Annotated in this window: 11 protein-coding genes and 1 riboswitch; of the genes, 5 read left to right on the top strand and 6 right to left on the bottom strand. The window is 68.7% G+C overall.

From position 1 onward, the window contains the following. Positions 1-91: 91 nt before the first annotated feature. Positions 92-676: an orotate phosphoribosyltransferase gene (pyrE, locus tag C8D78_RS12395; protein ID WP_120954173.1), complete on the bottom strand. Its 585-nt coding sequence runs from the start codon at positions 674-676 to the stop codon at positions 92-94. Between the two features lie 83 nt (positions 677-759). Between pyrE and acsA the strand changes: the two genes are divergently transcribed. Genes acsA through C8D78_RS12370 form a run of 5 tightly spaced genes read left to right on the top strand, consistent with a single transcriptional unit; the run spans position 760 to position 6417 of the window. Continuing rightward, positions 760-2643, top strand: coding sequence for an acetate--CoA ligase (acsA, locus tag C8D78_RS12390; protein ID WP_120954171.1), 1884 nt, complete (start codon positions 760-762; stop codon positions 2641-2643). Beyond that, a complete protein-coding gene (gene pdhA / locus C8D78_RS12385; protein ID WP_244208385.1) occupies positions 2640-3722 on the top strand; it encodes a pyruvate dehydrogenase (acetyl-transferring) E1 component subunit alpha in 1083 nt (360 codons plus the stop codon). Before acsA ends, pdhA begins: the two co-directional genes overlap by 4 nt. Next, positions 3719-4699 (top strand): alpha-ketoacid dehydrogenase subunit beta, encoded by a 981-nt coding sequence (locus tag C8D78_RS12380; protein WP_120954169.1) that lies wholly within the window; start codon positions 3719-3721, stop codon positions 4697-4699. The genes pdhA and C8D78_RS12380 overlap by 4 nt, the downstream gene beginning before the upstream one ends. Next, positions 4692-6146 carry a dihydrolipoamide acetyltransferase family protein gene (locus C8D78_RS12375; protein WP_120954167.1) on the top strand — a complete coding sequence of 485 codons (1455 nt, stop codon included), beginning with the start codon at positions 4692-4694 and terminating at the stop codon, positions 6144-6146. Before C8D78_RS12380 ends, C8D78_RS12375 begins: the two co-directional genes overlap by 8 nt. Before the next feature lie 28 nt (positions 6147-6174). Further along, positions 6175-6417, top strand: a complete 243-nt coding sequence (locus C8D78_RS12370; RefSeq protein WP_120954165.1) for an acyl carrier protein — start codon at positions 6175-6177, stop codon at positions 6415-6417. Between the two features lie 92 nt (positions 6418-6509). Here C8D78_RS12370 and C8D78_RS12365 read toward each other — a convergent pair whose 3' ends face one another. The 5 genes from C8D78_RS12365 to C8D78_RS12345 form a co-directional block, all read right to left on the bottom strand. After that, complete coding sequence (locus tag C8D78_RS12365) at positions 6510-7337, bottom strand: methylenetetrahydrofolate reductase (RefSeq protein WP_120954163.1); 828 nt, start codon at positions 7335-7337, stop codon at positions 6510-6512. A gap of 117 nt (positions 7338-7454) precedes the next feature. Next, on the bottom strand, positions 7455-7643 hold the full coding sequence (locus C8D78_RS12360; protein ID WP_120954161.1) for a hypothetical protein: 189 nt from the start codon (positions 7641-7643) through the stop codon (positions 7455-7457). A 157-nt stretch (positions 7644-7800) separates the two neighbouring features. Further along, a riboswitch (glycine riboswitch) is annotated at positions 7801-7898 on the bottom strand. Between the two features lie 126 nt (positions 7899-8024). Next, entirely contained in the window at positions 8025-9278 is a 1254-nt protein-coding gene (locus C8D78_RS12355; RefSeq protein WP_120954159.1) for an FAD-dependent oxidoreductase, read from the bottom strand. Positions 9279-9468: 190 nt separating this feature from the next. Then, on the bottom strand, positions 9469-11811 hold the full coding sequence (locus tag C8D78_RS12350; protein WP_120954157.1) for a gluconokinase, GntK/IdnK-type: 2343 nt from the start codon (positions 11809-11811) through the stop codon (positions 9469-9471). Positions 11812-11818: 7 nt separating this feature from the next. Continuing rightward, a partial coding sequence (locus C8D78_RS12345) for an enolase C-terminal domain-like protein (RefSeq protein ID WP_279629529.1) occupies positions 11819-12163 on the bottom strand: 345 nt, incomplete at its 5' end.

Raw genomic sequence — 12163 nt, 5'->3', positions numbered from 1 at the left:
TTCTCCAGTGGCGGGTACGGACGGGGGTATTTAAGAAATGATAAGTCACCCCCTAGGCACCGTCTACCTGTGTACGCCGCAGGAGTAACGGCTAGCTGAGGCCCAGTTCGTCCTTGCCGAACGCGAACAGGTACGGAACCCCGGCTTCGGCTTCGATCTTTTCCTTGGCTCCCGTGTCCCGGTCCACGATCACGGCGACGGCCACTACGTTGCCGCCGGCCTTGCGGACGCCCTCGACGGCGGTCAGCGCGGAGCCGCCGGTGGTCGACGTATCCTCCAGGACCAGGACCTTGCGTCCCTCCACCGAGGGTCCTTCCACCTGCCGGCCCATGCCGTAGGACTTCTGCGCCTTCCGGACGACGAAAGCGTCCACCGGGCGGCCGGCGTCGACGGCGGCGTGCATGACCGCGGTGCCCACCGGGTCTGCCCCCATGGTGAGCCCGCCGGCGCACTCAAAGTCGATCCCGGCGTCGGCCAGCACGGAAAGCATGACCTGTCCCACCAGCTTGGAGGCCTCATGGTGCAGGGTGATGCGGCGCAGGTCGATGTAGTAGTCGGCCTCCGCGCCGGAGGAGAGGATGACCTTGCCGCGGACGACGGCCAGCTCCTTGATCAGTTCCAGGAGTCGGGCACGGGCAGCGGCAGCGTCGGCTGCGAAGTCAGGGGTGGCAGTCATGGATCCCAGTTTAGTGGCTGGCCGGGCCGGGCACGGGACCTTGTACTCTTGGCGGCACCGGCGCACGGGCGTCGGATGGAACCATGACGGCAGGAACCGAACCATCCACCCGCTGGCCTGCGATCACCAAAGACATCGGCAGTCTCCAGGTCCGGCCCAACCTGGTGGATTATGACGCGGCGTGCTCGGCCTTCACTTGGGATGAAGCCCGGCGCGCCCTGTCCGGGCTCCCCGGCGGCCGGGGCCTGAACATCGCCTACGAGGCGGTGGACCGGCACACGGCAGGCAGCGGAGCGGGCCGGGAGGCCCTGCGGTTTGTCCGGGCCGACGGCAGCACCCATTCCCTGAGCTACGCCGAGCTCGCCGAACAGACCAACCGCTTCGCCGCGGTCCTGCGCAGCCTTGGCGTCGGCCGCGGGGACCGGGTCTTTTCGCTCACCGGCCGCGGGCCCGCCCTGTACATCGCGGTGCTGGGCACGTTTAAGAACGCCAGCGTGTTCTGCCCCTTGTTCTCGGCCTTCGGTCCCGAGCCGGTGCGGCAGCGCCTGATGCTGGGCTCCGGCCGGGCGCTGGTTACCACCCGGGTGCTGTACCGCCGGAAGATCGCCCAGCTCCGCGAGCAGCTCCCGGACCTGCGGCATGTGCTGCTGATCGACGCCGACGGCCAGCCGGAGCCGGGAACCCTGGACCTGGCCGCCCTCATGCGCGAGGCCCCGGCGGACGAGGACATCGCGGTCACCCAGCCGGAGGACATGGCCCTGCTGCACTTCACGTCCGGCACCACCGGCACCCCGAAGGGCGCCATCCACGTGCACGACGCCGTGACCGCCCACCACGCGACCGGCACCTTCGCCCTGGACCTGCACCCCGGGGACGTCTATTGGTGCACGGCCGATCCCGGCTGGGTCACGGGCACCTCGTACGGCGTGATTGCACCCCTGAGCCACGGGGTGACGGCAATCGTGGACGAGGAGGAAATGGACGCGGACCGCTGGTACCGGATCCTCGCCGAACAAGGAGTCACAGTCTGGTACACGGCCCCGACGGCCCTGCGCATGCTCATGAAGGCCGGGGCCGGCCGCGCCGCCGGGCACGATCTCTCCGCCCTGCGCTTCGTCGCCAGCGTCGGCGAGCCGCTCAACCCCGAAGTGGTGGTGTGGGGGCAGGAGGCGTTCGGGCAGCCGGTGCATGACAACTGGTGGCAGACCGAAACGGGCGGCATCATGATTTCCAATTTCGCCGCCACCGAGATCCGGCCCGGTTCCATGGGCCGGCCGCTGCCTGGCGTCGAGGCCGCCCTCGTGGTCCGGGATGCCGACGGCAAGCCCGTCATCCGCGACGGCCAGGCGGCGCTCGTCACCTCCCCGGACACCCTGGGGGAACTCGCCCTCCGGCCCGGCTGGCCCTCCATGTTCCGGGGCTACCTGCACGAAGAGGAGCGCTACCGCCGCTGCTTCGCCGGCGGCTGGTACCTGACCGGGGATCTCGCCAAACGCGACGCCGACGGCTACTACTGGTTTGTCGGCCGGGGCGACGACGTCATCAAGTCCTCGGGGCATCTGATCGGGCCGTTCGAGGTGGAGAGTTCCCTGATGGAGCATCCGGCCGTGGCCGAGGCAGGCGTGATCGGGGTCCCGGACCCGGTGGCCGGCGAGGTGGTCAAGGCCTTCGTCGAGCTCCGGACCGGCTGGGAACCGTCCGGGGAGCTGGCGCTGGACATCATTGGCTTCGCCCGCAAGCGGCTGGGCCCCGCCGTCGCGCCGCGGCTGCTCGACTTCACCACAGCGCTGCCCAAGACCCGCAGCGGCAAGATCCTCCGCCGCCTGCTGAAGGCACGCGAGCTCGGCCTGCCGGAGGGTGACACCTCCACCATCGAGACGCCCCCGGATGCAGGCCCTCCGGCCCCGACGCCCCCCGCTGCTGGTGCCCAGACACCCGATGTGCCGACCCTGCGGGCCCCAAAATGACCGGCACCTCGGTCCGGCACAGTGGCTCCGTGGATGCGGCCCACAGCCGGCACCTGCTGTTGCAGATGCTGCGCGTCCGCCAGCTCGAGGAGAAATGCGTCGAGCTCTACAGCGCGGCCAAGATCCGCGGCTTCCTGCATGTCTACATCGGCGAAGAAGCCGTGGCAGCCGGTGTCATGACCTCTCTGGCCCCGGAGGACGCCGTGGTGGCGACGTACCGGGAGCATGGCCACGCCCTGCTCCGGGGCGTCCCGGCAGGCGCGATCCTCGCCGAAATGTACGGCTACGTTGAAGGCTGCTGCCGCGGCCGCGGCGGGTCGATGCACCTCTTCGACGCCGGCACCCGCTTCTTTGGCGGCAACGCGATCGTCGCCGGCGGCCTGCCGCTCGCCGTCGGCCTGGCGCTTGCGGACAAGATGGCCGGACGCTCCAACGTCACGGTGTGCTTCTTCGGCGAAGGCGCCGTGGCCGAAGGCACGTTCCACGAGAGCATCAATCTGGCGGCTCTCTGGCAGCTGCCCGTGCTGTTCTGCTGCGAGAACAATCTCTACGCCATGGGCACCGCGCTGGTCCGTTCCGAGTCCCAGACGGACATTGCCCTCAAAGCCGCCGCCTACGAGATCCCTGCCTGGGCGGTGGACGGCATGGACGTCCTGGCCGTCGAGGAGGCCGCACGCCGAGCAGTGGATGCGGTGCGCTCCGGCGGCGGACCGCATTTCCTGGAGCTGCGGACCTACCGCTTCCGGGCCCACTCCATGTTCGATCCCGAACGCTACCGGACCAAGGAGGAGGTGGCCCGCTGGATGGAAAGGGACCCCATCACGCTGCTGCGCGCCGCCCTGGAAACCGCGGGCCAGCTCTCGGCCGCCGAATGGGAGCAGCTGCAGGCCGACGCGCAGGCGGAAGTCGCGGCCGCCGTCGACTTCGCCGAGGCCGGAACTCCGGAACCGGTGGAAGAACTGACCCGCTTTGTCTACAGCGAGCCCGGCGGGGATGAGGAATTGCGCACAGGCACTGCAACCCGCGCGGGCACGGCGGCCGCCAGGCGGCATGCCGGGAAGACCACAGGAACGCCATGAAGTCCAGCTACCGCGAGGCGCTCCGGGCGGGCATCCGCGACGCCATGATCCGCGACGAGCGCGTGTTCCTGATGGGCGAGGACGTGGGTGCATATGGCGGCTCGTTCGCGGTCAGCCTGGGCCTTCTGGAGGAGTTCGGTCCGGACCGGATCCGCGACACCCCGCTGTCCGAATCCGGGTTCGTCGGTGCCGGCATCGGAGCGGCCCTGGGCGGCATGCGCCCGATCGTGGAAATCATGACCGTCAACTTCAGCCTCCTGGCCCTGGATCAGATCGTCAACAATGCCGCGACCCTGCTGCACATGTCCGGCGGCCAGTTCCACGTGCCGCTAGTGATCCGGATGACCACCGGCGCGGGCCGTCAGCTCGGCGCCCAGCACTCGCACAGCCTTGAGGGCTGGTACGCCCACATCCCGGGTCTGCGGATCCTTGCTCCGGCCACCCTCGAAGACGCCCGCGGCATGCTGTGGACGGCGCTCCAGGACCCGGATCCGGTGCTCATCTTCGAGCACGGCTCGCTGTACAACGTCGCCGGGGAGCTGGACGACGACGCCGGGCCGGTGGACATCAGCACCGCGGCCATCCGGCGGCCAGGCAAGGACGTCTCGCTGATCACGTACGGCGGAACCCTGCCCGCGGTGCTCGACGCCGCGGACCAGTTGGCGGCCGATGGGATCGACGCCGAGGTCCTCGACCTGCGCACGCTCCGGCCGCTCGACGACGCCGCCATCCTCGCATCTGTGGCGCGGACGCACCGCGCCGTGATCATCGATGAGGGCTGGCGCAGCGGCAGCCTGTCCGCCGAAGTGAGCGCCCGCATCACCGAGCAGGCGTTCTTCGACCTCGATGCGCCGGTGGGCCGGGTCTGCAGCGCCGAGGTGCCCATCCCCTACGCCAAGCACCTGGAACTGGCCGCCCTGCCGTCCGTGGAACGGATCGTGGCCGCGGCCAAAGCGACGGCAGGCGCCGGTGGGTGACTTCCTGATGCCCTCGCTCGGGGCTGACATGGAGCATGGCAAGCTCGTCGAGTGGCTGGTCAAGCCCGGCGACTATGTCCGCCGCGGCGATCTGGTGGCGGTGGTGGACACCGACAAGACGGTCATGGACGTGGAGTCCTTCCAGGAGGGGGTCGTGGCAGACCTCCTGGTCGGCATAGGCGAAACGGTTCCGGTGGGAACCCCGCTGGCTGTGATCACCCAGACCCCGGCCGAGGTCGGCGCGCCAGTTGGTGAGGCGCCTCCGGCGCGGGCGCCAGCGAAAGCCGCTGCCGGCCCGGCTCAGGTTCCGGCTCAGGTTCCGGAAGCGCCCGGCCCGTCACAGGGTCCCCCGATCGCGCCTCCCGTGCGGCATCTGGCGCACCGGCTGGGCGTGGACCCCGGCAGGATCCGGGGCACCGGCAAAGACGGCGCCGTCACCCGCGCGGACGTGGAGCACGCGGTGGCGGCCAGGCCGGGAACTGCGGGCAGGGTGCGGTCCTCGCCGCTCGCCCGGCGGCTCGCGGCGGAGCTGGGGATCGAGCTTTCCGCCGTGGCCGGCACCGGCCCGGACGGCGCCGTAACCGTGGCTGACGTCCAGCGTGCCGCGGCCGGAGAAGGCGGCGCTCCTGCCCGTGGGCCTGAAATGCCGGCGCCTGGACTCCCTTCGCCAGAACTTCCTTTGACTGAACTTCCTTTGGCTGAATCGGGCGCGCCGGCACCGGAAGGGCCGCCAGCGCCTGCAGCGGCGATCAAGGGGAAGCCGTCGTCGGAGGCCCGCGAACGCGTAGCCAGCCTGCGCCGGGCCATCGGCGCCCTGATGACGCGCTCAAAGCAGACCATCCCGCACTATTACCTCAGCACCACGATGGATCTGCGCACCGCCGTCGGCTGGATGCAAGCCGTCAACGCGCACCGGCCCGTCGCCGGCCGGCTCGTCCCGTCCGCGCTCCTGCTCAAAGCCGCGGCGCTGGCGGCACGGGACGTCCCGGAGGTCAACGGCTTCTACGACGACGGCGGGTTCCGGCCCAGCGCGGCGGTGCACCTGGGCGTCGCGGTGGCCCTGCGCCAGGGCGGGCTGGTGGCCCCGGCCATCCACGACGCCGACACGTTGGACCTGGACGTGCTCATGGAGCAACTGCGGGATCTCGTCAGCCGGGCACGTGCGGGACGGCTGCAGCGGGCCGAAATGGCGGACCCGACGCTGACCGTGACCAACCTCGGAGATCTCGGGGTGGACAGCGTCTACGGTGTGATCTACCCGCCCCAGGTCGCCATGGTGGGCTTCGGCCGGGTGATGGAACAGCCCTGGGCCCAGAACGGGCTCCTCGGTGTCCGGCACGCCGTGATCGCCACGTTGTCCGCGGACCACCGGGTCAGTGACGGACTGCGCGGCGGCCGCTATCTCGCGCGGATCAACGAGCTGCTGCAAGAACCGGAGCACCTGTGACTCGCAACGCCAGGAAAGCGGAGGAATCATGAACGAACACGACGCCCGCGCGGCGGTGCACGCCGCGATCGGGGCGGTGGCACCCGACGTCGACCTCGACGCCGTCAACGAGGACGCCCGGCTGCGCCAGGACCTGGAACTCGATTCGCTGGATTTCCTGCGGCTCGTGGAAACGATCGACACGGCCACCGGCGTGGACATCCCTGAGCGCGACTACCCGGCCGTGGCCACCGTCAAGGGCCTGATCGGCTACCTCGCGGCCCACGGCTAATACCGTCGACTGCTCCGTAGACGCCCTTGTGGAGGCTCTAAAGGGCGCCTACGGAGCAACCGATGCGGCGATGGGACGCGGCGCGCGCGTACTCATTGTGCTGCTCCTGGAATCGACGTAAGTCCGGCGGCCGCGGGGCGACATGAAATGGTTGCCCCACCCGTCGCCCCGGCAAGGTCGTTGAAGCTGTAGAAGTGGATTCCCGACACCCGGTCCGGGTGTTCCGCAAGCTCGGAAATCAGCGCCGACGGGGCGTACCGGTCTCCGCTCAGCAGCTTGCGTGCCAGCGGGCCCTTGCGGCTGATGAACTTCAGTGAACTTCCGACGCCGATCTGCGTGGCCAGGGAGACCAGCTTGGCCCGCGGGACGGACCCCGCTACCCCGGCCCAGACCGGCAGCTGCACGCCTTCCCGGCGGAGGAACGCCACGTAGTCCAGGATTTTCGGTGCGTCGAAGCACATCTGCGTCACGACATACGTGGCCAGATGCTGCTTGGCCACCAAGGCGTCCACCAGGTCCAGGGCACCCACCGAGGGGTGGCCCTCAGGGTAGCCCGCAATCCCTGCCCGCATCACGCCGCCGGAGTACTGCGCGATGTCTTCGAGCAACGGCAACGCGGATTCGTAGGGACCGGCTTGCTGCTTCCGGTCGCCGCCAATGACGAACACTTCACCGATGCCGGCAACGTTGCAGTCGCGGAGGATTCCGGTCAGCTCGGCACGGCCATGCAGGCTCCGGGCCGCGAGATGCGGGATGACACGGTAACCGAGCCCGCTGAGCTGCCTCGCAGCGCGCATGGTCCGCTCGATGCCGTGGTGGGGCAGGCACGTCACTGTGAGCGCGGTGGTCAAAGGCACCACGGCCTGGACCTGCGCAACGATCCCCTCTGAAGGGATGATTTCGATTCTGGTGGGGAACATCCTGGTCCTCTGCGAGTGTCAGACGCCGGCGTGCCCGGCGAGGGTGGAGCGACTCAATATCTAGGGTTCATCGCACCGGTACTGCCCCCAATGACCGGTACCGGTGCGGTGAAGAGCTCAAAACGGAAGCGGGACGCCGCGATCCATGACGACGGGGTACGGCGAGAGGGAGTGGGCAAGATCCTTCCCGGCGCGCAGACCTGTCAGGGCCGCGTCGGCGTCGGGGGTGTTTGTGCCTGAATCGGCCTGGCGGCGTGCGCCGGTACGGCGGTCTCCAAGGGTGGAAGCGGCCGAATGAATCGTCATGAGGAACTCCAGGATTCAGGTGGCATTTTAGGTGCCACTTTGACTCGGGTTCCTCCCCGCTCTGTATTGGACCTGAGAGTTTCCGCAGACCCTGCTGTTACAGGGTGCCGCTTGCACCGTCGGTGAGTCCGGTTACCGGACTGCTTTCCAGAGTTGCCTCGCCGCGGCGGTACGTGTGCCTGAGAGATTCCTGGGGAGGATTTGCTCCTACGGCGCCTGCTGAACGTACCGGCAGGACTCTCCCGCCGCAGATCAAAAGCCAGTATCACTTGTCAGTGATGCTGATCACACGCTAGCCATCGACGGGACCGCACGCAACAGTTACGTCACGCTAACCAACATATTTCCCCGTGGGCGAGCGGGCAGACAGGCAACGAGCGTCTAGGGTTGCGGCTGTGGCCGGGGTTCGGCCCGCCGCGCGAACGCCGGTGCGTGCTCGGGCCGCGGGCCAAAGGCTATGAACCGGGGAACGATGGTGCGGACTGCCGGAACGCGCCGGGCCATGAAGAGCGCGGCTGCGGGGACTCTGGTTCGCTTCCCGGCCATGATCGGGCCGAAGATCGCGCGCTGCATGAGCCGTTGGGCCGTCTGCACAATGGCGGTGGGCAGCATCCGCCGCCGTTCGACTTTCTTGAGGTCCGCCGTGGTCACCCGGCCCCGGAGCAGTGCGGGGGCCAGGTAATTGGCAGCGGCCACCGCGTCCTGGATGGCGAGGTTGATGCCCACCCCGCCGGCCGGGGACATCGCGTGCGCCGCGTCGCCAATGCAGAGCAGCCCGTTGATGTGCCACGAGTGCAGCCGGTTCAGGCGCACGTCCAGCCAGTGGAGGTCATCGAGGGAACGGATGGCGTCCACCCGGTCGGCGAGGTCCGGGCGGAGGGCCGCGATCCGCCGTCGGAAGCCTTCTACGCCCTCGGCGCGGATCCGGGCGTCAGCGCTCTTCGGGGCGAGGTAGCCCATTTGGTAGTAGTCGTTGCGGAACAGGGCCACCAGCGCCTCGCCGGGACCGAACGCCGGGACCAGCCCGGCCACCTCGCCCTTTTCGGAGGGATGCCGGGGCAGCCGGAACCACCAGGTGTCGAAGGGCACCGGAAATTCTTTTGGCGCCAAGCCGGCGGCGGTGCGCAGAGCGGAATGGCGCCCGTCGGTCGCGACCACCAGGTCCGCCAGGAGTTCGTCGGGCGTGCCGTCCGGGGTGCGGAAGCGGACTCCGCGGACACGGCCCCCGTTGCGGACGAGCCCGGTGGCCGTGTGACTCAAGAGCAGCGTGAAGCCCGGTTCCTCGGCTGCGGCGGCGGCAAGGAAATTCAAGAAATCCCATTGCGGCATCATGGCGACGTAGTTGTAAGGCGGCGGCAGGGCGTCAAAGTCGCCCATGGTTACCGGCGCCCCGCCCGGTACCGGGAGGACAACGTTCTTCAGCCGGCTCTGCGGCAAGCGGCGGAATTCCTGGCCGAGGCCGAGTTCGTCAATCAGCCGGATTGTGGAGGGATGCACGGTGTCCCCGCGGAAGTCGCGCAGGAAGTCGGCGTGCTTTTCCAGCACCGTGACCCGCACACCTGCCCGGGCCAGGAGCAGGCCGAGCATCATCCCGGCGGGGCCGCCGCCCACCACCGCGCATCCGGTCTTTTCCATGGCCCCACGGTACCCCTGCCCGCGTTGCTGCGGGAGAGGTTTTAACGGCGGTTTTCGCGGCGTTTTCTCATCGGCGCTGCGGTTCTGGACCGGCGCGGCGGGGATCCGCGCAGCGCCGGTCCGAAACCGTAGCGGGAGCCCGAAAGTGCAGCGCCCGGGCCGCCGCTAGCAAGCCGACGGACTCCCCGGGTCAGAGCCTGGTGTCGAAGGAGTCGCAGAAGACGTTCTCGTTGAACGTGCCCTGGAACTCCGACTTGCCCTGGATCTTCTCGATCGCGGCCCGGATGGCCTCCGGCGTGCCCGCGTGGGCGTGGATGGCGGTCTTCACCATCGGCACGTCTATGAGGTGGTTGGGCTGGTTGAGCGAGACGAACACGGTGGGGACTTCCGTGGCATACCAGGGAATCTCGGCCGCCATGGGCGTTGACCACTTGATCCGGATCGCCGCCTCCTGGGCGAAGCCCAATACGCAAGCGAACACGAACGCCGCGTCGTACTTTTGCGCGTAGTCCGCGGTGGCTTCCTCGGAGATGACGGACATGAAGTTCACCCCGGTTTCGCCGGCGGCCTCGCGCTGCGCGGCCGTCTTGAAGACGTGGACTTCGAAGCCGGCTTTCTCGAGCTCGTCCCGGACAATGTCCAGGTAGGCCAGCGGGTCCGCCCGGGTGAAGTCCGCGCCGCCCGAGATGCCGTAGAGCCGGATGCGCTTGTGCGTCGCCGGCCTGATGGGCAGGTTGTTGGCCGTGTCCTTCACCAGGGTGACGGTCTTGTCGGCGATCTGCGCGGCAACCTCCCGGTGCGCCGGGCTCCCGATCAGCTGCAGCGCTTCCACCGGCGGGACGAGGGTTTCCCGGGCGGCCCTGTGCAGCCCGAGCGAGGCCTTCAGGCCCAGGATCCTGCGCAGGGCGTCAAGCAGACGAGCCTCTGAGATGACCCCGGACTTGTAGCCCTCGAGCATGTACCCGAAGTCTTCGGCCGGATTGCGGAAGAACAGGAACATGTCGCAGCCGGCCGCAATGGTGGCGGGGACCAGCTCGCTGCGCTTCATGGCCTGGGTGAGGCCGATCATCTGCGACGCGTCGGTGAGGATAAGCCCGTTGAAGCCGAGCTCGCCGCGGAGCAGGTCCTGAAGGAGTTCCGGCGCCAGGGTTGCGGGCAGGATGTCCTCAGCCGCCAGCCCCGGGCGGAAATGCCGTGACAGGTCCGGTGCTCCGATGTGGCCGATCATGATCGACTGCACGCCGTGGCCGATCATCTCCCGGTACACGTGCCCGTAGGTCTGGTTCCAGTCCTCGTAGCTGAGCGTGTTGTAGGAGGTCACCACATGCTGGTCGCGTTCGTCCATGCCGTCGCCCGGGAAATGCTTCATGGCGCACACGGTGGGCGATTCGCTGATGCCGTCGAAGTATTCCTTGGCCCGTTCCACCACGATTTCCGGGGTGTTGCCGAAGGCCCTGGTGGAGATGACGGTGTTGCGCCAGTTGTAGTGGATGTCCACGATCGGCGCGAAGGCCCAGTTGCAGCCCAGCGCGGCGGTCTCCACACCGGCCACGCGCCCCATCTGCCGGGCGATGTCTTTGTCCGGGTGCGAGCCCGCCTGCAGGTGCGTCGAGACGAACGTCCCGTCATCGCAACTGCCGGCGCCGCCCATTTCGGGGTTCGACGCGATCAGCAGCGGGACCCGCGTTTTGGACTGTGCGTAGCGGATGTGTTCCTGCACATCTGCCGACGGTCCCGGGCGGTACCGCATGCCGCCCACGTGGTACTGCTCCAGGACACCATCAAGGTATTCCGGGGAGTAGTCGTTGTTGTGGTTGATGAACAGCTGGCCGATCTTTTCCTCGAGCGACATGCCGGCGATGGTGGACTCCACCCAGGCGATGGCGTCGCCGTCGAGGTTGAACGGCGCGGACTGAAGGTCGACGGCGAACGGTGCGGCGGCATCTGCCGCACCAGCCCCCGACACACGGGCGTCCGGCGTTGCCGCCGCAGGCCGGCCGGCGACGCCGGCAAGGGCCTCGGCGACAACCTGCTCCACGGGGGCGGCGATGTCCACCACGGTCCCGGCTTCGTCCGCTTCGAGCGGCTCAAGCGTGGCGAGCTGGGAGTCGAGCAGGGTGGCCGGCATGAAGTGGCCGGAGCGGCCTTCGAGCCTGCCCCCGAGCACGTCCCGGCTGCCGTGCAGGTGAAGGAAGACGGTCTCCGGCGCCTGGGCACGGATGGCGTCGCGGTAGCTGCGCCTGAGTGCGGAGCAGGCCAGCACCAGACCGGCAGACCCGGCGGCGGCGAGTTCGGCGCCCACGGTGGCGAGCCAGGGCCAGCGGTCCTCGTCAGTGAGTGGGCTGCCGGACGCCATCTTGGCGACGTTCTCCACCGGGTGGAGGGAGTCGCCGTCGAGGAAGCGGACGCCGAGGTCGCGGGCCACGAGGTCGCCGATGGTGGTCTTGCCGCAGCCGGAGACACCCATCACCACGATGTGGCGGCCGGCAACGGCGGGCTTCTGGTGGCCTGTCGTGGTCTGGTCCTTGGTCATGCCCGGTTTACCAGTCATGGACGGTGCCGTCGACGAGGCGGTTGTAGGGCAGGTAGGCCTGCTGGTAGGGGAAGGCGGCGGCGGCTTCCTCGTTGAATTCGACGCCGATGCCGGGCGCCTCGCCCGGGTGGAGGTAGCCGTCCTTGAAGGTCATGGACTGTTCGAAGACCTCGTTGGTCTTCTCCGAGTGCTGCATGTATTCCTGGATGCCAAAGTTGTGGATGGCCAGGCCCACGTGCAGCTGCGCGGCGAACCCGACCGGGGAGATGTCGGTGGGGCCGTGGAAGCCGGACTTGACCTGGTACTGCGCGGCGAAGTCCATCACCTTCTTCAGCGGGGAGATCCCGCCGAA

It is taken from the genome of Arthrobacter oryzae, from assembly GCF_003634095.1.
Classification (GTDB): domain Bacteria; phylum Actinomycetota; class Actinomycetes; order Actinomycetales; family Micrococcaceae; genus Arthrobacter; species Arthrobacter oryzae.
This window is presented reverse-complemented; position numbering and strand designations above follow the sequence as displayed.